General features: G+C 50.7%; 22 protein-coding genes and 1 pseudogene. 12 read left to right on the top strand and 11 right to left on the bottom strand.

Annotated elements, in window-relative coordinates; all coding sequences use genetic code 11:
* A complete protein-coding gene (locus JO226_RS22160) occupies positions 1-1686 on the top strand; it encodes a protein-tyrosine phosphatase family protein (protein ID WP_296407509.1) in 1686 nt (561 codons plus the stop codon).
* A 72-nt stretch (positions 1687-1758) separates the two neighbouring features.
* On the opposite strand, the gene JO226_RS22155 is transcribed toward JO226_RS22160, so the two are convergent.
* The 8 genes from JO226_RS22155 to JO226_RS22120 form a co-directional block, all read right to left on the bottom strand.
* A complete protein-coding gene (locus JO226_RS22155) occupies positions 1759-2232 on the bottom strand; it encodes a type III secretion system effector protein OrgC (protein WP_296407508.1) in 474 nt (157 codons plus the stop codon).
* Between the two features lie 12 nt (positions 2233-2244).
* Entirely contained in the window at positions 2245-2922 is a 678-nt protein-coding gene (locus tag JO226_RS22150) for an oxygen-regulated invasion protein OrgB (RefSeq protein WP_296407506.1), read from the bottom strand.
* Positions 2879-3451 carry a type III secretion apparatus protein OrgA/MxiK gene (locus JO226_RS22145; protein WP_296407504.1) on the bottom strand — a complete coding sequence of 191 codons (573 nt, stop codon included), beginning with the start codon at positions 3449-3451 and terminating at the stop codon, positions 2879-2881. The genes JO226_RS22150 and JO226_RS22145 overlap by 44 nt, the downstream gene beginning before the upstream one ends.
* Entirely contained in the window at positions 3444-4193 is a 750-nt protein-coding gene (locus JO226_RS22140; RefSeq protein ID WP_296407502.1) for an EscJ/YscJ/HrcJ family type III secretion inner membrane ring protein, read from the bottom strand. The genes JO226_RS22145 and JO226_RS22140 overlap by 8 nt, the downstream gene beginning before the upstream one ends.
* Complete coding sequence (sctI, locus tag JO226_RS22135; protein ID WP_296407500.1) at positions 4190-4495, bottom strand: type III secretion system inner rod subunit SctI; 306 nt, start codon at positions 4493-4495, stop codon at positions 4190-4192. Before sctI ends, JO226_RS22140 begins: the two co-directional genes overlap by 4 nt.
* A 47-nt stretch (positions 4496-4542) precedes the next feature.
* Entirely contained in the window at positions 4543-4785 is a 243-nt protein-coding gene (locus JO226_RS22130; protein ID WP_296407583.1) for a type III secretion system needle complex protein, read from the bottom strand.
* Between the two features lie 14 nt (positions 4786-4799).
* Positions 4800-5981 carry a PrgH/EprH family type III secretion inner membrane ring protein gene (locus tag JO226_RS22125; RefSeq protein WP_296407498.1) on the bottom strand — a complete coding sequence of 394 codons (1182 nt, stop codon included), beginning with the start codon at positions 5979-5981 and terminating at the stop codon, positions 4800-4802.
* 271 nt (positions 5982-6252) lie between these two features.
* Positions 6253-6615 carry a hypothetical protein gene (locus JO226_RS22120; protein WP_296407497.1) on the bottom strand — a complete coding sequence of 121 codons (363 nt, stop codon included), beginning with the start codon at positions 6613-6615 and terminating at the stop codon, positions 6253-6255.
* A 269-nt stretch (positions 6616-6884) separates the two neighbouring features.
* Between JO226_RS22120 and JO226_RS22115 the strand changes: the two genes are divergently transcribed.
* The 3 genes from JO226_RS22115 to ispG all read left to right on the top strand — a co-directional run bounded on the left by JO226_RS22115 (position 6885) and on the right by ispG (position 8843).
* Entirely contained in the window at positions 6885-7187 is a 303-nt protein-coding gene (locus JO226_RS22115) for a hypothetical protein (RefSeq protein WP_296407495.1), read from the top strand.
* 12 nt (positions 7188-7199) lie between these two features.
* On the top strand, positions 7200-7550 hold the full coding sequence (locus JO226_RS22110) for a CesT family type III secretion system chaperone (RefSeq protein ID WP_296407493.1): 351 nt from the start codon (positions 7200-7202) through the stop codon (positions 7548-7550).
* 195 nt (positions 7551-7745) lie between these two features.
* Complete coding sequence (gene ispG / locus JO226_RS22105) at positions 7746-8843, top strand: flavodoxin-dependent (E)-4-hydroxy-3-methylbut-2-enyl-diphosphate synthase (RefSeq protein ID WP_296407580.1); 1098 nt, start codon at positions 7746-7748, stop codon at positions 8841-8843.
* 81 nt (positions 8844-8924) lie between these two features.
* Here the strand turns inward: ispG and iagB are convergent, their stop codons facing one another.
* On the bottom strand, positions 8925-9371 hold the full coding sequence (gene iagB / locus JO226_RS22100; protein WP_296407492.1) for a type III secretion system invasion protein IagB: 447 nt from the start codon (positions 9369-9371) through the stop codon (positions 8925-8927).
* Positions 9368-11062 carry a HilA/EilA family virulence transcriptional regulator gene (locus JO226_RS22095; protein WP_296407578.1) on the bottom strand — a complete coding sequence of 565 codons (1695 nt, stop codon included), beginning with the start codon at positions 11060-11062 and terminating at the stop codon, positions 9368-9370. Before JO226_RS22095 ends, iagB begins: the two co-directional genes overlap by 4 nt.
* Before the next feature lie 1305 nt (positions 11063-12367).
* Between JO226_RS22095 and JO226_RS22090 the strand changes: the two genes are divergently transcribed.
* The 4 genes and pseudogenes from JO226_RS22090 to JO226_RS22075 all read left to right on the top strand — a co-directional run bounded on the left by JO226_RS22090 (position 12368) and on the right by JO226_RS22075 (position 15623).
* Positions 12368-13024: a hypothetical protein gene (locus tag JO226_RS22090; protein WP_296407490.1), complete on the top strand. Its 657-nt coding sequence runs from the start codon at positions 12368-12370 to the stop codon at positions 13022-13024.
* 493 nt (positions 13025-13517) lie between these two features.
* Positions 13518-13972, top strand: a pseudogene (locus tag JO226_RS22085) (IS1 family transposase); the annotation flags it as partial.
* Between the two features lie 224 nt (positions 13973-14196).
* On the top strand, positions 14197-14577 hold the full coding sequence (locus JO226_RS22080; protein WP_296407488.1) for a hypothetical protein: 381 nt from the start codon (positions 14197-14199) through the stop codon (positions 14575-14577).
* An 86-nt stretch (positions 14578-14663) separates the two neighbouring features.
* On the top strand, positions 14664-15623 hold the full coding sequence (locus JO226_RS22075) for a hypothetical protein (RefSeq protein WP_296407486.1): 960 nt from the start codon (positions 14664-14666) through the stop codon (positions 15621-15623).
* Between the two features lie 224 nt (positions 15624-15847).
* Here JO226_RS22075 and JO226_RS22070 read toward each other — a convergent pair whose 3' ends face one another.
* On the bottom strand, positions 15848-16525 hold the full coding sequence (locus tag JO226_RS22070) for an isoprenylcysteine carboxylmethyltransferase family protein (protein WP_296407484.1): 678 nt from the start codon (positions 16523-16525) through the stop codon (positions 15848-15850).
* 658 nt (positions 16526-17183) lie between these two features.
* Between JO226_RS22070 and tssB the strand changes: the two genes are divergently transcribed.
* From tssB to tssL, 4 genes are read left to right on the top strand one after another with little or no spacing between them, the layout of a single operon-like run.
* Positions 17184-17684 (top strand): type VI secretion system contractile sheath small subunit, encoded by a 501-nt coding sequence (gene tssB / locus JO226_RS22065; RefSeq protein WP_296407481.1) that lies wholly within the window; start codon positions 17184-17186, stop codon positions 17682-17684.
* Between the two features lie 33 nt (positions 17685-17717).
* Positions 17718-19265, top strand: a complete 1548-nt coding sequence (gene tssC, locus JO226_RS22060) for a type VI secretion system contractile sheath large subunit (protein ID WP_296407479.1) — start codon at positions 17718-17720, stop codon at positions 19263-19265.
* A gap of 18 nt (positions 19266-19283) precedes the next feature.
* Entirely contained in the window at positions 19284-20621 is a 1338-nt protein-coding gene (tssK, locus tag JO226_RS22055; protein WP_296407477.1) for a type VI secretion system baseplate subunit TssK, read from the top strand.
* Positions 20618-21271 carry a type VI secretion system protein TssL, short form gene (gene tssL / locus JO226_RS22050; RefSeq protein ID WP_296407476.1) on the top strand — a complete coding sequence of 218 codons (654 nt, stop codon included), beginning with the start codon at positions 20618-20620 and terminating at the stop codon, positions 21269-21271. The genes tssK and tssL overlap by 4 nt, the downstream gene beginning before the upstream one ends.

Below are 21271 nucleotides of genomic sequence, written 5' to 3'. Positions count from 1 at the left end.
ATGATGACAGCGTTAACAATGAGTGCATTTACAAATGTGCAGGTAGCAAACCAGAATCAGCGTCTGCGAATCGACCATGCCACCGATTCACCTTCGGTTCAGGTCGCCAGGGAAGGATTTAAAGGCCGTGTGCTGACCTGGCTTGGGGGGTTGCCGGTTTTTCGTAATATCGATGCGGTCAAAACGTACTTCGAGCAGGTTAATATCCAAAATAAAGAGGCGGTGCAAACATTCCTTAAGACGATATCAGACGGTAGTGAGGCAAAGGCAAAGGCAATTGGTGACTATCTGACTCTCAGCGCGAGTCCTGTTCCGCTGACACAACGTCTGATCCAGCAATTAAAGGCACGCGCTGATAGGTATGAAGCTAATGTGGCCCTTCTTAAGGAGACATCTGCTCGTTGGGGGGAACCGGTAGCGAAGACTGCCTTTTTTCTGCTTGGCATCCAGGCGAAAGCGGAGGATGACAGTATGGCAACAAAGGCTTCACCCGATACTGTAACGCTTAATACCACGTTGGAAACCTTGACGGAACAGCAGTCTGCTGGGGCTCTGGGAGGGTTGGCAAAGGCGCAAGATCTTGCAATCCTGAATGGCGAAAGTTTACGGGAAAACCATGGTGTACTTGCTTCAGCGGGCGGGGCGCTTCGTTCGGTGATTACCGGGCTGTCAGGGCTTGGAGAGCTTAAAACGCTGAAGGCGACAGCGTTTACAAACGAACTGCTCAATCTTCATGTGGCGGGGATCAAGTTCTCTCAGTGGGGAACAAATAACGGGCCAGTTTCAGAATGGCTAAACCAGGCAAGCGACGCACAGGTAGCGCACGCAGCACGACAACTCAATGCGATTGCGACAGAAATTACAAAGCTGAAGGTCGCCGTCGAAAAGGGTGAGAAAGTAGAAGGTTTGAGACTCACACCTTCCCGGTTTAAGAACAGCGATGTTCCGGTCAACCCTGAGACTCAGGTTTGGCTGAACGATGGGCGCCCTATGCCGGTGAATAACATTGTTGTCGATGGAGAAACTGTTGCGCTGGCGGGCTCTTATCCGAAAGATATAGAAGCACACATGCGTATGCTGGTGGAACAGAAGTGTACGTCGTTAACGGTACTAGCTGGGGCTGAGGAGATCAGTGCGAAAAGTTTACCACCGTATTTCCAGCAAACTGGTGATTATGGCGCGGTGAAAGTAACCAGCGAACTGCAGGAAACACATAACTTTGGTAATGCAAACGATCCTAAGTCATTAAAGGTGGCGCAATATCAATTGACAATAAGCACAGAAAATAAAACGGTTACACTACCTGTACTGCACGCGCTCAACTGGCCGGATCGTGGCGCACTCCAGAGTGCTGAACAGCTTGAAGCATTGGCAAGACTGTTTCAGAAGGTGAGCACTCCTGAGTCGGAATATGCCAATGCTGAGCCTAAGCCAGCGCTACCGATGGTCCACTGCTTAGGTGGCGTAGGGCGTACGGGGACATTGATTGCAACACATGAGCTGCTAAAGAACCCTGCGGCTGATGTGGTGAGTATCGTAAATGATATGCGTGCTACCCGTAACCCACGGATGCTCGAAGATAAGGTACAACGCGAGCACGTGGACGCGCTGTCAGCCAGATATAACGCGCAATCTGTTGAGGATGAAAGCATTTACGCCAATGAGCCGATCTATGCTAACGCGTAATCTGGATGAGTAGCAAAATGGGCCGTATATACGGCCCATTTTTTTGCACATAGCAATATCTATGTCCCCGGATCACCACTCTTCAAACTCTTTCACTTCACCACCCGATAACACCACATCCTGCATCCATTTTGTCATCTGGAACTGCAGGTTAGTCGTGCCAAGTAGTGTGGCGGCGAGTGGTTCGCTAAGTGGGGCATCCTCCCCTACTTTGTCCAGTGTACGCTGCAGTATGTCGGTTTGCTGCTCCAGCGTGGTGAACGCCAGTTCTCCTGTCTTTGGATCCACGAAGGCGCGCATGGCGTCACTGACAGCCGCGGCATAGGCCTGAGGATCATCTGTTGGCGGTAATTGCAACAGACTATCCAGAAAAGCGCTGGCCAACGGATCGCTGTCGGTAACCGGCGGCGTTATATCCGGGGTGTTATTGACTGCGGGCGCCGAGGGTATGTTTGCGCTTTGCAGGCGATCCTGTAGTGAGACAAGGGCCTCAGCGTCCGCCGAGGAGGGTAAAGGTTGGGGAATACCGGTAAGGGATGAGATCATAATAGCTTTCCGTTATGAGGGAGCGTCGTTGCTGCGACGTTGCCACTGTTCAATGAATTCCTGTAGCGCAAAATCTGAGACCTGGCGGCAGTCTTGCGGCAGCGTATCCAGAGTTTGCAATAGCTCGCGAGTAGCTGATTCCACATACTGCGACGGTGAGAATTCGGCGAACTGATCGGCATGACGCATCACAAAGTCTGGCCTGGCGTGATAATCGAGATGAATTTTTCCTGTCCAGCCGTCAGACAGTACATCCATGAGTCGCGGTTGCAGGACTTGCGCGGTGGTGGGTAGCGTCAGATAGAGTGTTTCATCGGACGCCGGAAGGTTGCGCAACCATTCATCCAGCACCAGCAGCAAGGTCTCGGGGTGGTCGACAGCAGAAGACAGCATTGTTCTGGCGTGCTGGCTGAGCTGTTCACGGCAGCGCCCATCCAGCGTTTGGCTGTCGGCCATATAGGATGCCGTCTGTTGCAGGGTATCCAGCATTCCTTGCTGGTATCCTTCCTGATAAGCGTGTTGGCGAATGAGTTCAGCCTCCTGTTGAGCATCGCGTACAATCCGCCGGGCATGTTGCTGCGCCTGCTGCTCCAGGCGTATGGTGCGCATACGACGCTGAAGCTGCTTACGGCCGAGCAATACGCCGTCAACAGGCGAACACAGGGGGGATGTTGGGATATCTCTGGGCATGTTGTAGGGCCAATGTCAGAATCAAAGGGTCTGCGGCCGGTTGAATGGCCACCGTGTCAATATCGAAAGGGAACAGCAGGGGAAATCGTTGTGCCAGCGGTTTCGGGAGCTTCGACGCCCACGCCAGCAGCTGGGAATACCCTGTTTTCAGCAGTATGTCGTGCCCCGTCACAGTCTGACCAGCAGGTTGCGTGACGGGGAGATCGATGGTCGTAAAAGGGTGAGTCCATGCGGGGAGGCTGAGTGACGCCCCTCCCCAGGCCAGTTCCGCTCGCAGGGCGTGGCAGCCTATCAGATAGGCTGCTTGTGGTAGATGGTTCCAGTGGCGTACCCACTGCCTTGCCAGGGGCGAGAGCGCGGCGCAACGTACCTCCAGCCGATAGGCGTGAAGCAGGAGTTCATTGGCGGCCGCCCGTGCGGCCGGGCGTACTGTCAGGCTCGCTGGGATCCGCACCCGCTGTGGGTGCAGATAAGAGAGTGGATCAAACAGCACGCGTTGTAGCGCGTCAGACAACGACAATTTACGCATCGTCGCGCCTCATTGCGTCCTCTGGCGAGGGAGAGCGATCCGGTGTCGCGCGACGACGTTGCCATAACCAGGCTCCGGCGCCCAACGCTAACAGAAAGGGTAAAAAGACCAGCCAGCCAGCCAGGCCGATCCCACGTTTACTCACCGGTATCGTTGGGGCCTGCTGTTGCGCTTCGCTCCGCTTTGAGAGCACCACAGAAATGTTGTCGTATTCGACATCAGAGAAGCTGTTTTTCAGAAAGCGTTTAATATCGTTAACTTTTTGCTCAGGGTCAATGTCGCGATCATATACGGCTAACGCTGACAGATGGACCGGTTTAGCCTGACGCCCCCCTTCCCCTGAATCAACGTCGTAGCTCACATGGACGCGCGCAGACAATATCCCCTCCATGCTCTGCAGCGACTGTTCCAGCCGCTGTTCAATAGCGGAGTACAATCTTGCCTTTTCGGCTCTCGGCGATGAGACCAGTGAGTCGGCAGGGAACATCTGTGCAACTTCCATTCTGGGGCGTGAGGGGAGATCATAAATTTTCAACCAGTCAACGGCGGCGGCAAAGTTCGACTGAGCAACCAGAATGCTAAAACCCGCTTTCCCCCGGTCAACCTTATCCGCTTCGATGTTATGCCGTTGCAAAACAGCAATCACTTCGTTGGCCTGTTGTTGATTCAACCCCTCAAGCAGGTCTTTTTGCTGACACGCCGTCAACAGAAAAACGAGCAGAACAGCATAAAGACTTTTCATGAGCGCAACAGCCCTTCAACGGCACCTACCGCTTTACGTGTGAGGGTACTGATGAGGGAAACCTCCAGATTATAATTTGAGGAGCGTAATTGCAGGGAAAATAGTTCCGCCGGGTCGGTCACGGCATTGGGCTGTTCCAGACGCGCCAGAATAGCGTCTTTCTCCATACCGAGGTTGACGGCGGATTTGGAGAAAGCCTGAATAAGCCGATCATCCAGCGAGACAACGTCGGTCTCCTGGCGGGTGATATCGCGTGAACGGTCGGTCAGAGCATCCAGCGACTGGATGGCGTGCGTTGGCATGACAAACTCCTTGAAGCGCCGCAGAAGATCTGCAAGGCGCCAGTGGATTAACGGAAGTTTTGTATGATGGCAGCGTCAATATCCTTGAACACTTTGACCGTGTTGGATTGTGCGTTGCGATATAAGTTGTATTCAGACAGTTTGCTCTGATATGCCGCCAGCAGTTGTGGATCGGACGGTTTTTTGGTAAGAGCATCCAGTGCGTCGTCGACTTGCTGCTGCAGGTTTTCTACGCCAGTATTAAAATTTGTCGATATATCATCAAGATAACCTGACCATGCCATGATAATTTCCTTTTTTAACGTTACAGGGGTTTAGGGAAATACCAGTGGCCAGGGCTCATTTTGACATAGCCCTGGTCACCGTACTGGAAGGAGCGGCCCTTAAGCCAGTCATCCTTCAATTCAATTGCAAACTGCACATAGCGTCCGCCCCATTGACGGTAGTAACTGTCGACGAGTTGCCGTGCCCGTAGCAGCTCTCCATCATCCAGAGCGCCCTGGATAACAAAGGTCACCCCGTCGGTTTGGTCGCTTCGGGAATAGGGTAATGCTTGCCTCTTGAGTTCGGCTTCCGCCTGGCGAACTGCAGTGGCGTCGTCGATGGAGACAATGTCTATACGGTTCGTATAGGGTAAGAGGGACATCAATCTGCTATTCAACGTCTGGAGACCGTCGGTCGCCATCGTTGAGCGTTGGCGGCTGATCCAGAGCTGAGGCTGGCGAGGATCATCCAGCTGTAACCGATAGTAGGCGAGGGTCGGATAATTGTCGGCGAGCCAGCGGGCCACCCGTTCATTCTCTCGTTCAGGACTGATCACTTTAGCCGGGTCACTATTCTCCCCTCGCGCGATCACCTGCTGGGCCCAGGACGCATCCCGCTCGTTAGCGGCGACCACATAGAGGGTCTTGTTACGTCCGGGGAGAACCTGGAAACGCTGATTCTCGTTTCCCAACAACATGCCGAGTTCATTGGCCTGCTGCTGTGGGCTGTTCCATAACCAATACCCGCCAGCCAGGAGCAGTAACGCCGCGATCGCCAGCGCGATCAGGGTTGGCGCGTAGCGCGGGCGTGGTTTTGATTCTTCAGGTCGTTTGGTTTTTGGGTACGCTAAGATTTCCGGCGACCAGGACAGATGTTCAGGACGAAGCGCCAGTGCTAGTGCGCCGACGTGCATAACGTGGTTGAAGATAACCTTGTGTTCACGAGCGTTATTCTCATCCCCGGGTAATTCCCGCAGGACAATATCTTCTGGACTGGATGCGTTGAATACGACTTCGAAATTGACCCCTCCTTGCTCCAGCGGAACAAAGAGCGTATCTCCGGGTAGTTCCGGAATGTTGTCATGAGTGACAAGGCTTGAGCGTTCTCCAACGACAAATAGCGTGCGCCCGGGGGATAACAAAAATTCGCAGCCGCACAGCGAGCTATTGAGTAGCCGGATGACGACGTTGTGCGAAGTAGAATTTAAAGTATCGGTTGCCATAGTGAGAGTCTGTAAATACAGGATTATGATGATAGCGTGCACTATATATTGGTTATCCTTTAGACATCCTGATGAAAAGCCGATGAATTATTGGGATGAAGGCGAGATTGTTGGAAAAAGATCGCATGAGGGCTCATTAACATAATGATAGTGAGATTAGGGGGGGCGTATGAACAGGCGGTCATATGAACATAATCACACGACCACCTCAGTATCGTTCAAAAATAGTTTAATTCGTGAGGGGAGTCTGGCGGGTAAAAATACGAGGCTATTATTTTCCCGGAGTTATATTTCTTGCCTCTTTCAGATTACCGGCAATATTTAAACAATGGGGGCGTGCAGTCCTGTCCTTTAACGCTTCCAGGCTCCTTTTCAGCGCCGCCGATGCCGGTGTGGTAGGTAATCCCTCCAGAAGTATTAGCAGTTCCTCGCACCCCTGTTGACGAAAATAAGCGAGTTCATGAGCATCACTGGTTTTTCTGTCTTGCGTCGTTGCGAGCGGCGACATGACGTTACTGCAATGGAACATCATCATCGCGAGAGGAGAGGATTTTCCTGTAGTGACAGCTCCGGTTTTTTCTGACTGTATAGCCTGATTCGCCATCAGGGTCGGTTGACTTGACGAAACTTTCATTTCAAATACTCCTGGATAGCTACAAAGACGCAAGGGGCATGGTCGCACCATCACGATAGCGCATTGACGGAGTATAAGATAGCGAGAACCTTGTGCGGGGACTTGCATAAATTGGTCAATGCCGGGAATGGAGATCCTCTGCGCATGAGCATTTTCTGATATTTACCCGGTTCTGATTATAGGAATCTGAGCAGCATAAAGAGGAGCCAGGCAGCGCTTTTACATATTGCCAGGCATTCGGCTTGAGCCATATTACCTGGAGGGCTTTTATGTTTTTACACAACGTTGCTGGCGTGTCTTTGCTGCAAATACTATCAGGTGCAAAATCATCTCGTGTAATGAACACCGGTCGCCTGGGCGAGAGAGAGGTTGTGGCGACACAGGCAAAAGCGCCACCAAAGATTGAGTGTTTGCGTGGCGAAGAACCCGCGTTATTGTCTGAATTATCGACGCCATCTTCAGCATCTACGCGATCAATTCACACGTTGTTGAATCTGTCATACCACCAACGTGTGGGTAATGAAGATATCTGGCTGCAAACGCAGGGGTTGTCAGGGCTGGTTAAATCATAAGGGAAGCGTGAAATGGAGACTTTATTATATAGCCTGTATGACGCTCTGGATCTGGAGCTGGATGGTGAGGATGCAACGTTATTGATTGGCGACGATCTACTGGTGCACTTTGATGAATCCTCCCAGGGGCTGGAAATGATTTGCCCGTTAGGAGAGCTTCCTTCGGATACTGCGCGCTTACAGTATGCACGGCAGATGAACTACTTCGGGCCTTGTGGGTTAGCAGCAGATGCTGAAGGGACAACTTTACTTGCTCTGGCGCGTATGCCGGAAGGGAGTTCAGCCGCAGAACTCCTGAAAGCTCTCGAAGATTTAATTCAGGCGGCTTCAGCCGCTAAGCGAGAATTAGGGCTTACCCGGTGAGTTGCTAAAGACGAGCGTTTGTCTGTAATACGTTGGATGAATAAATACTTTTTTTGGGGATAGTGCGATCTGTGTAGCTGCCGCAGCCCCGTATTCCCCCCTGGCGGCATAATTCTTTGAGCCGCCAGTTTTTTAGTAGGTCTTCTTTTTTAAAATACATGCAAATAGTAAAGAGGTAATGAAAAGATGTCTTCTTTGCATTCGACTATCATTCGTCGAAACACCAGGACCGTTATGGTGGGTAACGTGCCGGTTGGCGGGAGTGCTCCGGTCACCGTGCAAACCATGACGAACACAAAAACAACGGATGTTGCTGCTACCGTTGCCCAAATTAAACAAATCGAGCGTGCAGGTGCTGATATTGTGCGGGTTTCAGTACCGACAATGGAGGCGGCGGAGGCATTTCGCCTGATTAAAGTACAGTCAACCATACCGGTCGTGGCTGATATCCACTTTGATTATCGTATCGCGCTGAAGGTAGCGGAGTTCGGGGCTGATTGCTTGCGTATTAACCCGGGAAATATTGGCAATGAACAGCGTGTTCGCTCGGTGGTTGATTGTGCTCGCGATCGCAATATTCCGATCCGCATTGGTGTAAACGGGGGATCGCTTGAACGAGATTTACAAGAAAAATATGGTGAACCTACCCCTGAAGCGCTCGTGGAGTCTGCATTACGCCATGTGGAATATCTGGATAAATTTGATTTTCAGAACTTTAAGGTGAGTGTCAAAGCGTCTGATGTTGCGCTGGCCGTTGGGGCTTACCGTCTGCTGGCCCAACAAATCGAACAGCCGCTGCATTTGGGGATTACCGAAGCTGGTGGCCTTCGGGCTGGAGCAGTTAAATCAGCCATCGGCCTCGGTATGCTGCTTGCAGAAGGGATCGGTGATACGTTGCGAGTATCGCTGGCAGCCGATCCGGTAGAAGAGGTGAAGGTCGGTTTTGACATTCTGAAATCGTTGCGGATTCGCTCCCGAGGTATCAATTTCATTGCGTGCCCTTCTTGTTCACGTCAGGAGTTCGATGTCATCGGCACGGTGAATGAGCTGGAGCGACGCCTTGAGGATGTTGTGACGCCTATGGACGTCTCAATTATCGGCTGTGTGGTTAATGGCCCCGGCGAGGCGCTGACTGCAGACCTGGGGCTTGCCGGAGCGGTAAATAAAAGTGCCTTCTATGAAGACGGCCAGAGGGTCGATCGGCTGGATAACCAGGCGCTGATTGCGATTCTGGAACAACGTATTCGGGCCAAAGTGGCTGCCCTGAATCTGAATAAACCCATCAAAGATTAAGCTTCACGTTATAACACGAATGGCTGCCGGGAGGGGGCTTCCCTCATTTTACTCAGGTAGGCGAGATCGCGGTGGTCAGTATTACTGGAGTAGATGTACTGTCTTTATCTTTTGATAACGTTGCCATACTTGTTCGGCATAGTGCATACGCCTGGCATGGTTGCCTGGTGCGGTCCCAGCGTTATAAGCGCCAACGGCCTCCCAGGTGTATCCGTAGCGCTTCATCATGTCCGATAAAATAGAGGCACCGACGATAATCGACAAACACGGGTCTTTGAGTTGTTGTTCATCAATACCCAATTTACGTAGGCGGGGTAAATGTTTGCTGTTGATCTGCATCAGCCCCAGATCCTTGCTGCCATCGCGGTTTCGCCCAACGGCTGCGGGGTTTAATGACGACTCTTGTTGGGCGATGGCGTACAACAGCTGCGGCGAAATATTAAACATGCTGGCAGCGCGATCCCAGCAATCGGCTCGTGCTGCGCTTATCCCTGAGAATAGAAATAGTATCGCGATGATATATTTCACGCCGCCTCCGAATGGTGGCGTTCGATTTCTTTTGCCAGCAGATTAAGACGAGGGTCATGGCGGAATACTTTAATCCAAGGATAATCGTCATTTTGCAGTTGTCGCCAAAACTCCAGCGCAGTGCTTTGTCCGTGTGTCACCAGAATTAAAGGCAGCAGGCTTGCTCTAACGTGCCGGCAGTCAATATTACTCAAAAAGGCCTTTAATCCGGGTAACGCGCTTTTACCCTGGAGACAGTAATCCGCGTACCGAAGATTTACCGCGATTAGGCCGGCGTCAGCGCCTGAGGTTCGTATGACCTGTATTAACGCTTCTGCTTGATCGTGCTGCTGTTGCAATGCGAGTAATAGTGCCAGGATGCTTTGTAAAACCGGGTTATCCTGTCCGTATTGAGCGAGCTGGCGTTTACCCAGAGCAATACCCTCATCCAGACGCGACGTGTAATACATCAGCCATATATAGAGCGTACTGGCTGGAATATGGGCAGGATCGCGTTTAAGGCACTCATTCAATGAACTCTGTGCCTGTAGAAACTCGCCGGACAGGAACATAGCCCAGGCGTGATAATAGTAAAGGTCGGGAGAGTCGGGTGCCAGCAAGCGGGCCTGCTTGAAAAGAGCCTTTGCGACGGCGTGTTCAGAATGCATACAGCTCAGTAGTGCCAGTAACCCCAGAGCCTGGGGATGACCAGGCGCCAACTCAACGGCTTTGTTTGCTGCTTGCCTGGCGTTGGCAAGGGCTTGCTGCTGATCAAAAAGGCCTAATTGAGACATCGTCAGGTAGCATTCGGCCAGGCTGGCGTACAGTTGGGCGTGATCAGGGCTTAAACCTATACACTGTCGAAGCATGGTGAGCGCCTGGCGAAGACTGGAAGGTGTATGACGCTTCATTTCATGGCGCGCATTCAGATAGAGAATGGCTGTATCAAGGGACCCCAGATCGCTGGTTTGTCCCGGATTCCAGCGTAGTTCTGGGATACATTGTGGCAACAGCGTGGTCAGTCGATTCTGCAAAGCCGAGATTGGCTGGTCTGGACAGAGTTCGATACTTTCGCTGTGTATTAATTGGTGGCCATTGGTGCGAACCAGCTCCACGCGCACTTTCCAACCATTGCTACAGGGCACGGTTTGGCCTGCCAGGTAGTAATCAGGATTCAACTGTTCGATCAATGTCATTATGTCAGACAGATCGTGACAATACTGGGTAATGGTTGCGGGGAGAACAATCAGCCCAAAAGGTGAATATTGTGATAATGCCTGTATCAGGGAGTGGTGCAGGTTCACCGCATTCAGCTGTGGGTGCGTGCGAAAAGGCAAAACGGCAATTGAGCTCCGCGATGTTTCAGCTACCTGTGGGGATACCACTACGACGGGGTGGCTGAAACGATAACCTTTGCCGTATACGGTGTCGATATAACGGCAACTTTTACTTTCTAACAGTATGCGCCGTAACGCATAGATACAGCGGGTCAACGATTCTTCGTTTACATCGTTATCGGCCCATATATGGTTCAGGAGTGTATCTTTGCTCACCAGCTCTCCGGCGGCTTCCAGCAACATGGTGAGGACCGCTAACTCTTTAGGTGGAACATGAAGCTGCCGCTCTCGATGAACCAGTGTTCCGCCAGTGTATAAGACGAAATCACCAAAGACATATTGTTTATCCATGCGGGCATCAGTGTAGGATGTCATTTCCAAAGCCTTACTCCTTGTATAATTTTGCTGCTGGAGAGGATGCCTTCGTGGGTATGCATCACTCGGTATTAGAACGTGTCTCCTGACTTCAGGAGTAGGGGATGGATACGGTACCAGAGCAATGCCCTGAAGATAGGCTATCCGCCTGTGTAGTGGCGATAATGATTTTATTTTTTATCTATTACTTTCAAAAAATGTCCATAAGAGGGGCGTAATTCATCTGACCCCATAATTATTTAAATGGAGATATTGGATTTAACTAATTAACAACAACGTCGTGCGAGGGTTATAGGTGTTGCTATAAATGAGTTTTGTGTGTTTTTATTGTGAGATCTAATGCTTTTAATACGCCTGTTCCTTGGCTTTTTTCATTGTTCTAATATTTTTAAGTAATATTTCATTTCAATTTTTAATCATGCTAGTCGATGGGGCAATATGTTAAAAGTTGAAAAGCATTAAAAATCGCAAACTTATAAATAATGCTTATGTATTGTTTTAGGTGGCAACAGCTTTCCCTGGTTAAATAAATTATTTAACTCAAACTAAGTTTTTTATTGATTTTTTTGGAATGGTGTTTCTTGATTTTTGGCGGTGTGTTGAACTTTGATTGATGCAGCAGAATCAGGGGGGGGCGGGGGCTTTTCTTGATGTATGTAATTACATGATCCGGGATTCTCTTGGAATGGTTTTTGTGCTGTTATTGAGTGGTTTTTTGTTTTTCATCCATTCAACCTATTGTTTTTAAATGATTTTATTGATTCCCTTAAGTTCTATTGTTTGACGAAAAACAACGTAATGAAAATTTTTTTCATTAAACAATATTAAAACTTAAATAATTTTCACTGATCTATGACGTATTGTAACTTTATTAAATAAAGTGGTGGTGGGGGATGGATCTTGTACCGTATTGCGTGGTTTGTGCGCAGCATTATGAAAAAATTAATGAAAATTTAAAAATAAATAATAATGTTATTGATGTGGATTTTTGTGTTATTTGTTGGATTCTTTATGTTATTTAAAAATGTTAGCGTCCAAATAATTGTTAGGGGGAGTATTGGCGAAAGCGGAAGGATTCCTCGGGATGGTGGGTTCTCTGGCGTCTCCTGTAAAGCTCAGCCAGGTAACAGCAAAGAGCGTTTTTTGATATAACGCGATGAGGTTATGCGGTACAAACAGAGTGAGCGTTTGTTGAGTAAAGGGATGTGATTAACTCTGTTTTGGTTTATGGAGGGAATGATACATCGCAGAGCATGTCCAGCGCTAAAAACTTGAATATCAGTAATGGTGTCGAAAGGAGTAAGTATGTTTTCCAGTGTCACGAATCGCGTTTCTGTTTTATCACCAGCAGTAATAGGGGATATACCCTCCGTGCGGCGCGATAGTGTGAAGTCTGAGATCGATAATTACACCAGGGATAAACATGTGATGGTTTTCAGTGGTTTTTCGGGTCTTGGCTATAGCGACAGTGCGAGCCTCAAGGCTCAGCTTTCATCGGCGTTGGATGAGGCGATAAACCGCTATGGCGCACATCATCTTTGCGTTGTAGCTGGTGCAACCCCAGAAGGGATCGGCGCCGTTTATGAACTTGCGAAAAATAAGGGAGTTGGAACGCTCGGGATAGTGTCTGAACATGCAAGAGGGGGAGTTGCTCAAGATTGCGATAGGGTGATCTTCGTTAACGATCCTGGTGCCTCATGGAAAGTACTTGATGAGACTGGGGCCTCTTATATGGTCTATGTCGCCACAAAGCAGAATGGACTTTCGCGAACGGGAGAATTTCTGGCCTATGGTGGTGGGGTCGTGACGTTGAGTGAGTTACAAGAAGCAAAATCCATGGAGATACCGCTGACAATCCACCCGGAATTTGAACCAGACCCGCTTAACGCGGCCGCAAAGTTGCAAAAAGCGCCAGGGGAAGACTTAACGCCAGTCAGAAGCGCCTTTTTAAGTGGTGTTTGAGAGTGTGATTGAGGACCTTTTTTGCCTCCGGCTTTCTTGTGTCAACGCAATGTACTTATTTGTCTTGTTGCTTGTTAAACACCGTTTAAGACATTCGAGTGGCTAGCATGAAAGTATTACCCAATATGCTGAGACCTTAATCGCACATACGCTACGGGATTTAGCGTTGGAATATCATATGCCAGATACTGAATCTTTCGCTAAGGATTTGGCTGAAGCGGTGGTGGAGTATATGCCGGATTATTGAGCACAGTAGAAAACATGTAACATCATTTATGTGACCCTGGGTATTCAGTTATAATATTATCCTCAGGAGGGAGTATGCCTTTTTCTACACAAGGTGTTGATTCTTGCCGTGGTGTATTTCGTAAAGGCCCTGCCATGCAACCCGTTTGTGTGAGTAGACACAGCGTTGGTGGAGATTTACAGCGAGCCTCAAATATTCCTGAGGGCTGTTTTCCTGCTTCAGACATTACAGCGTCTATTCTGCCTCAATGGCTCCGGTGTCAGGGATACGGTGCGTACTCTGAAAGTCGGCATCAATACCGTTATCCGAACCTTAAAAAACTCTCGCCAAAACAAGTGACTGCCGAACTGTGGCGTATGAGGATGTTGCTCTCATCTGTGAAATTGATGAGCAGTGGTCTTACGTCGGAAACAAGAAAAACCGGCACTGGTTATGGTATGCATTTGATACAAAAAGGAAACAGGTCATTGCCCATGTCTTTGGCCCACGAACGGATGAAACCTGTCGTCGCCAGCTGGCATTACTTCAGCCATTCAGTCTGGGTTTTATTACTACCGATGACTGGGGCGTTACGAACGTGAAGTTCCGTCAGAAATACATCTTGTGGGCAAGATCACTGTTATTCGCGTTCGGTAGAGCTGCATGAAAAAGTTATCGGCACGTATATTGAAAGGCATCATTACAACCCTTTGGAAGCATGACCGTTTCTTCATCCTGGAGACGCCAGGTGTATGTGTAATCCCATTGATAGCCATTCTGAGACAGGAAAACAATGTGTTTTTTCTGTCCGGCTTTTTACTGAAAAATAGCGAAGCTGTGTCTTGTCTGTCCGTTTCCAGAAATATGATAGCTACGGGCGTTTTTTGAAAGAGATGCGTGCTGGTTGCATGCTATATATGTTTCTTACTAACAGGAGTTATACCGTATGAAGATCCCGAATTTTTTTCGTCCAGCGCAAGTGGGCAATATTTCCCAAGAAACGAAAGACAATATTGAAAAATCAACAAGTAAACTAATCCAGTCACTCAACCGTATTGGGAATGTTGTTGAGCCGAAGGGGAGTAAGATCATGGGGATGCACGATAAAGCGGAATCATATGCACGTCAGTTAGCAAAAAGTGCTAACAAGGGAAATCTTAACGCTACACTGAAAAATGTCCTGAAGCTCGATAAGCATTCGGAGAAGTTTTTCAACTGTGCTGGCAGTCCGTTTACCAGAGAAGATATTCATAACGCGAGAGCGGTAAATCAGAAATTAACAGTGTTGGTGGCACAGGCTGTAGCGCTACGTTCACAGCGTTCGTGATGTCATTTATTTTTTCTTCTGGATATCATGCTGTGTCAGCTGTGCATATCGAATGCAAAAAAACGTAAATTCCCAGGTGGATAACTATGATTTCTTCAGGTGCTATAGCGGGGCGCGTCGCGGTACAAACCTCGCCCCCGGTAACATCGAAACACTCTGAGTTAATCAGCGATCAAAACGTCAGTCCCTTAGCACGTTGTGTCAGACTGGTACAAAACAGTCATCGACAGTTATTGAAACAAAACCCAGAAAAGGCCGACTTTTTAACTGCACTTAAAGAAAGACTGGCTGAGCGGGCCAGTGGCGCAGGCATGGCGGAGGGGGACCATACCAGCCAGGCGCTGAAGCCGTGGCAGGTGGAGTTGGCCAAGGCTAAAGCAGAATTCGCTAGCTCCGCACCTGAGCGGAAAACGGCTGAAGCCAAAGAAGAGGCGAGGGTAGCTGCCGCACTTAATGCGGAGGCTGCGGAGAAAGCGAAACAAAAGGCTGCAGAGGCTGAGAAAGCGAGCAAAGCACCCGTTACCCTCAAACTGGACGCAAATGGCATTCCATTGCCGCCGCCACCGCCCCCCATGAATCCTGTTCCGCAAAAATTAGTTAATCCAACCCGCGGCATGAATAAAGTGGCTGCTGGTGAACAAGGGAAGAAGTCACCCGATAGATCGGTTCAGGATGCAGTATTAGATGAACTTGCCCGCAAACTGGCGAAACGAGCGGGTAATGCCAGTGTGGTGGACATGAACCCGACAGGCCAGGTGCTGAAGCCGTGGCAGGTGGAGCTGGCCAAGGTTAAAGCAGAATTCGCTAACTCCGCGCCTGCGCGAAAAGCGAATGAAGCTAAAGAAGACGCAAGGGTAGCTGCTGCGCTTAATGCAGAAGCTGCGGAGAAAGAGAAACAAAAGGCGGCAGAAGCGGAGAAGGCGAACAGAGTACCTGTTACCTTGAAACTGGACGCAAACGGTATTCCATTGCCGCCGCCACCGCCGCCGCCGCCGCCTTCCGTGAATCATATTCCACGTGAAAAATTCAGTCAGACCAAGTTGTAACCTCAAGTGCAGCACTTAATGCTGCACTCTGTTCAATGCTTATTAAGTCAGTTTAAGCTGCTGGAGTAGTGGAGGCACCTGCGTTTAAAAAGCAAAAAAACGCCTTGTGGGCGAACTTATCCGCAGCGGCGCTACCCAGGTTTCCGTGCTATCGGGCTCATTTCCAGTCTTATCAGGTTGTAGACTATCTGTAGTGGCAGATGTACTCAGAGCGCAAGAATGCCTTACCAGACGTGGGGAACAAGGCGATATTTCACCTTCTGCATATAGTCGCTATAACCAGGCAACTTCTCTTTGAGAAAGTCTTCCTCATCAAAGATGCGCCAGGCGAGTACCGGGAAGAATGGCACGAGCAGGAAAATACTCCACCAGGAACCGAGTGCAAGCGGCATCGCCGCAAGAAGTAGCAATGCACCTGAATACATCGGGTGTCGGATGTACGCATACAGGCCGTTTGACACAACGGTCTGCCCTTCCTCCACCTGAATGGTAGAAGCCGCAAAGGTATTCGATTTCATCACCGAGAAGAACAACAGGAAGGATATGATGATAAATATCTCTGCGAGAATGGAGACAATGGGTGCCACTGGTGACCAGCTAAAACGATGGTCGAGCGCAGGAAGTACGACGAACCCGACAAAGCCAAGAATGAACAGCGATGAGATAAATTTCTGCGCCGGACGCTGTTCCGCCCGAGGACCAAAATGTATACGACGCTCGAGCAGCTTTCGGTCATGCATCAGAAAATAAATACCCAACGCCTGCGAGCTTATCTCAAACACAATCACAAAGACCCATGCCTGCCAGTAATCCAGGGTCCCCGCAGGAATGAATATGCATGCAAGAAAAATTAACAGCGTTATCAGGTTGGCCAGCACTCCGCGGACATAAAAATTTGACATGATAGTCTGTCTCTCTATACGCGTAAGTTACCCCATGGTACCTCTGCCGCCACGCTGCATTGCCTCGTGAACGGCCACTCATCATTACAACTATAGGCTATCTTTTGGCGAAAATAGATAAGCCTCATTTAAGTGAAAAAGCAAAAATCTGACGTTGAATCCGATCATGGCCATTCCACTTACCCGGTAGTGAACGGGCCCTCATATTTCGATAAAAATTAAAAATCAGATTCTTCGCGTGATTGTTGTAATTTTGTACGGTTTTAAACCCTCAGGCAAAGTGATCATTTGCCGTACATCCTTATTTCATAAGGTCTGAAAGGGTGTTGTGGAGAAAACCCTTATAAAACAGAAGGGTTATTATTATTTGTTAAATATGTCATTTGTAAATTTATGTTACATATTTTTATTTCCGCTGATTAGGGAACGTTCCTACACTCTTGCCTATGGGGTCTTATCTGAATTTTTTCATTTCAGATAAACACCCCAAAATACAGTGTCAACATGCTAGTGAATGGAATGTGCTCGCTTTTGACTCCGGTGTTTTTATTCACGTAGGATGACGTGAACCGGGAGGTTGTTCTGGCAGGGTAAGCCTTTCTTATTAATTTCTCACTGGCATTGACCGTTTCTATCACTCAATAGAACAGGGACAGCCATGTCTAACTCTTCCTATCAGTCCGAAATACCCAAGGCGCGCGTTAACATAAAGCTGGATTTGCACACCGGAGGGAGTCAAAAGAAAGTCGAATTGCCCCTGAAACTGATGGTGGTGGGGAATTACAGCAATGGTAGCGAGCAGCGACCTGTATCGGAGCGTGAGCCGGTCAGCATTAACAAAAACAACTTCGACAACGTGTTATCCGAGTTTTCCCCTTCCGTAAATCTGTCCGTAGAAAACACCCTGGCCGGTGACGGCAGTGAAGACAATATCAGACTGACGTTCCACAGCATGAAGGATTTTGCGCCAGAACAGGTGGCGGCCAGCATACCGCAACTGAAAGCGATGCTCGCCATGCGTAACCTGCTCCGTGACCTCAAAGCCAACCTTTTAGACAACCAGGCCTTCCGTAAGGAACTGGAAAAAATCCTGCTCGACCCGGCGCTGAGCGCCGAACTGCGCAGTGAACTGTCGGCACTGGCTCCGAAAGAAGCATAACGGTCACGATGTTTTAACGGATTAATAAGGAAGATGTTGATGTCTGTAAAAAAAGAGAATGCCGCTGGTGGCGAAAACGTAGTGCTTGAACGTCCTGCAACGGGTGGGGTTTACGCATCCCTGTTTGAAAAAATCAACCTGAACCCGGTGTCTGAGCTGAGCGCGCTGGATATCTGGCAGGACGCCCAGGCGATGTCGGATGCGACCGCTGATGAACGTTTAACGGCCGGGATGCAGGTTTTTCTGGAGTGCCTGACCAAAGCCGGCTCAAAAGTTGAAAAACTCGATAAGACGCTGATTGACCACCATATCGCTGAACTGGATCACCAGATTAGCCGCCAACTGGATGCGGTTATGCATCACGAGGAGTTTCAGGCGGTAGAGAGTCTGTGGTGTGGGCTGAAGTCGCTGGTCGATAAAACCGATTTCCGTCAGAACGTCAAAATCGAACTGCTGGACCTGTCGAAAGACGATCTGCGTCAGGACTTTGAAGACGCGCCGGAGATTATTCAGAGCGGATTATACCAGCACACGTACACGGCAGAGTACGACAGCCCGGGTGGCGAGCCGATTGCTGCACTGATTTCTGCTTACGAGTTTGATGCCTCTGCGCAAGATGTTGCCCTGTTGCGCAATATTTCGAAAGTGTCTGCTGCAGCTCATATGCCGTTTATCGGCTCTGCCGGCCCGAAATTCTTCCTCAAGGACTCAATGGAGGACGTGGCGGCCATCAAAGATATCGGTAACTACTTTGACCGTGCCGAGTACATCAAGTGGAAATCCTTCCGCGAGACGGATGATTCCCGCTATATCGGTCTGGTGATGCCGCGCGTACTCGGTCGTCTGCCGTATGGTCCGGACACCGTGCCAGTGCGCAGCTTCAACTATGTGGAAGAAGTGAAAGGCCCGGATCACGATAAATACCTGTGGACCAATGCCTCCTTCGCCTTTGCCGCCAACATGGTGCGCAGTTTTATCAACAACGGCTGGTGCGTACAAATCCGTGGCCCGCAGGCCGGTGGTGCTGTTCAGGACCTGCCTATCCATCTGTACGATCTGGGCACCGGCAATCAGGTGAAGATCCCGTCAGAAGTGATGATCCCGGAAACACGCGAATTCGAGTTCGCGAATCTCGGCTTCATTCCCCTGTCTTACTACAAGAACCGCGACTACAGCTGCTTCTTCTCGGCTAACTCCACCCAGAAACCGGCACTGTATGACACCGCCGATGCGACGGCCAACAGTCGCATCAACGCGCGTCTGCCGTATATCTTCCTGCTGTCGCGTATCGCGCACTACCTGAAACTCATCCAGCGTGAAAACATCGGCACCACCAAGGACAGGCGTTTGCTCGAGCTGGAACTGAATACCTGGGTTCGCGGTCTGGTGACTGAAATGACCGATCCGGGCGACGAGCTGCAGGCGTCTCACCCGCTGCGTGATGCCAAAGTTGTCGTAGAAGATATCGAAGACAACCCGGGTTTCTTCCGCGTGAAACTCTATGCCGTACCGCACTTCCAGGTGGAAGGGATGGACGTCAACCTGTCACTGGTTTCTCAGATGCCGAAAGCCAAATCGTAAGGCGAGGGGAAATCAGGGATGAAAATTTACCGCCCACTTTGGGAGGATGGGGCCGCTCTGGCCCCGCAACAGTTCCAGCAGCAGGCCCGCTGGAATGAACACGTTGCCGACATGGTCGCCCGGATGGGTATTTCTCATCCCTGGGGCGTGGTTGTGGCAGAATTTGATGATGCTGCACTGGCGCTCTCGCGCCTGAACGCCAACCGTCTGGTGGTGCGCTTTCAGGACGGTACCCTTGTTGATACCGACCTGGCAGACACGCTTCCTCCGGTCTGTGATTTGTCTGTTGCAGCTGGCAGTGAGGCTGTTGACGTGGTTGTCGCGCTGCCACTGCTGAGCGCCAGCGGTGGCAACCTCGATAACGGCCAGGACAGTGAGCGCCCGCGTCGCTGGAAAGGTGAGCGTGTGGTGGTGCAGGAACTGGCCGGGCATGAAAGCGGGGAACTCGCGATTCTGCGTAATGCGCTGACCCTGCGTCTGTCCAGCCAGGAAAACACGGCATACCTGACCTGTCCGGTGGCACGCCTGGTGCGTAATGCGCAGGGACAGTGGAGCCGCGACCCGGCCTTTATCCCGCCAATGCTTTCCGTTTCTGCAAGCCCGTTGCTGACCACCGAACTGGGTGACCTGCTGATTCGTCTGCAGGCCCGCCGCCGTCGCCTGATGGCCATGCGCCGTGAAAGCAATGAGCGGATGGCAGACTTTGCGGTCGCGGATGTGTCCCTGTTCTGGCTGCTCAATGCCCTGAACAGCGCCGAGCCGGTGCTGACGGAATTGCTTCAGACGCCTGAGCGTCACCCGGAACTGCTGTACCGCGAACTGACCCGTCTGGCCGGCAGCCTGCTGACCTTCTCACTGGAACACGACGCCGGGGATATTCCTGCTTATCAGCACGATGTACCGGAGCGGGTATTCCCGCCGTTGCTGGCACTGCTTGATAAGCTGCTGGAAGCGAGCCTGCCGTCACGGGTGGTGAGTATCCACCTGGAGCATCAGGATCAGATCTGGAAAGGTGCTCTGCATGATGCGCGCCTGCGCGAAGGGGCAGACTTCTACCTCTCCGTACGCTCCTCCATGCCGAACCATGAACTTCAGACGAAATTCCCGCAGTTGTGTAAAGCGGGCAGCTTTGATGATGTGTCCGATGTGGTGAATGTGGCCCTGAGCGGGATGGTTATCAAGCCGCTGACCCATGTTCCGGCCGCTATCCCGTTACGTCTTGAGAACCAGTATTTCTCGCTGGATCTGAGTACTGAGGCAGCACGGGCGATGCTTGAGATGGGCAGTTGCACATTCTATACCCCGCGCTCACTGGGGGATGTGAATCTTGAACTCTTTGCGGTGCTGCGCTCATGAATAAATCCGAACTCAGCCAGATAGAACGACTCTTCTACCCGGGCTGGCTGATGGCCAGCCAGCTGCGGGGCGGTCAGGAAGTCCGTGACGGGGAAGGGCTCTATCGTCGGGCCTGCCGTCTGGTGCAGGAGGCGAAAGCTGCGCTCACGGAAGCAGGTTACAGCGACATCAGCCGTGACCATATGGTGTATGCCCTGTGTGCACTGCTTGATGAGAGCGTGATGAACCGGGGAACCACCGATGATGGTTACCTGACCTGGCGTCGTGACCCGCTGCAGGCACACTTCTTTGGCACTCTCAATGCCGGTGAGGAGTTGTGGGAAAGGATCCGAAACCTGCTGAAAGACACCGCCCCTGACGCCGCCGTCCTGACCTGTATGTACCGGACCCTGCAACTGGGGTTCGTTGGTCAGTATCGCGCCCAGGATGATGAGCGTCGGGAAGATATCATTCGCGCGCTCGCGGAACGGGTGCCGGCTTTCACGCTGGCACAAGATGCCCCCATTGTTGCCCGGGCTTCACGCCTGCGCAGCGGCAGTCGCTGGTACTGGCTGACTTGGGTTGTGGCCGCTGTCGCCCTGGCGGCTCTCTGGTTCTTCCTTTCGTCTTCGCTTACCGAGCTGGTAAGCCAGACCGTCAGGCCGGGGTAA

The sequence above is a fragment of the Pluralibacter sp. genome, from assembly GCF_019237635.1.
Taxonomy (GTDB): Bacteria; Pseudomonadota; Gammaproteobacteria; order Enterobacterales; family Enterobacteriaceae; genus Enterobacter_B.
Note: the sequence above shows the minus strand (reverse complement) of the source record. Positions and strands in the feature narration are given on the sequence as shown.

Bases quoted from the DNA above. Each gene is read 5' to 3' on its own strand.
- JO226_RS22150 (WP_296407506.1), bottom strand. From the start codon at position 2,922: ATGCCCAGAGATATCCCAACATCCCCCCTGTGTTCGCCTGTTGACGGC.
- JO226_RS22075 (WP_296407486.1), top strand. From the start codon at position 14,664: ATGATTTCTTCAGGTGCTATAGCGGGGCGCGTCGCGGTACAAACCTCG.
- JO226_RS22155 (WP_296407508.1), bottom strand. From the start codon at position 2,232: ATGATCTCATCCCTTACCGGTATTCCCCAACCTTTACCCTCCTCGGCG.
- JO226_RS22115 (WP_296407495.1), top strand. From the start codon at position 6,885: ATGTTTTTACACAACGTTGCTGGCGTGTCTTTGCTGCAAATACTATCA.
- JO226_RS22080 (WP_296407488.1), top strand. From the start codon at position 14,197: ATGAAGATCCCGAATTTTTTTCGTCCAGCGCAAGTGGGCAATATTTCC.
- JO226_RS22125 (WP_296407498.1), bottom strand. From the start codon at position 5,981: ATGGCAACCGATACTTTAAATTCTACTTCGCACAACGTCGTCATCCGG.
- tssL (WP_296407476.1), top strand. From the start codon at position 20,618: ATGAATAAATCCGAACTCAGCCAGATAGAACGACTCTTCTACCCGGGC.
- JO226_RS22145 (WP_296407504.1), bottom strand. From the start codon at position 3,451: ATGCGTAAATTGTCGTTGTCTGACGCGCTACAACGCGTGCTGTTTGAT.
- JO226_RS22120 (WP_296407497.1), bottom strand. From the start codon at position 6,615: ATGAAAGTTTCGTCAAGTCAACCGACCCTGATGGCGAATCAGGCTATA.
- JO226_RS22090 (WP_296407490.1), top strand. From the start codon at position 12,368: ATGTTTTCCAGTGTCACGAATCGCGTTTCTGTTTTATCACCAGCAGTA.
- tssK (WP_296407477.1), top strand. From the start codon at position 19,284: ATGAAAATTTACCGCCCACTTTGGGAGGATGGGGCCGCTCTGGCCCCG.
- JO226_RS22095 (WP_296407578.1), bottom strand. From the start codon at position 11,062: ATGACATCCTACACTGATGCCCGCATGGATAAACAATATGTCTTTGGT.
- tssC (WP_296407479.1), top strand. From the start codon at position 17,718: ATGTTGATGTCTGTAAAAAAAGAGAATGCCGCTGGTGGCGAAAACGTA.
- tssB (WP_296407481.1), top strand. From the start codon at position 17,184: ATGTCTAACTCTTCCTATCAGTCCGAAATACCCAAGGCGCGCGTTAAC.
- JO226_RS22110 (WP_296407493.1), top strand. From the start codon at position 7,200: ATGGAGACTTTATTATATAGCCTGTATGACGCTCTGGATCTGGAGCTG.
- JO226_RS22160 (WP_296407509.1), top strand. From the start codon at position 1: ATGATGACAGCGTTAACAATGAGTGCATTTACAAATGTGCAGGTAGCA.
- JO226_RS22140 (WP_296407502.1), bottom strand. From the start codon at position 4,193: ATGAAAAGTCTTTATGCTGTTCTGCTCGTTTTTCTGTTGACGGCGTGT.
- sctI (WP_296407500.1), bottom strand. From the start codon at position 4,495: ATGCCAACGCACGCCATCCAGTCGCTGGATGCTCTGACCGACCGTTCA.
- JO226_RS22070 (WP_296407484.1), bottom strand. From the start codon at position 16,525: ATGTCAAATTTTTATGTCCGCGGAGTGCTGGCCAACCTGATAACGCTG.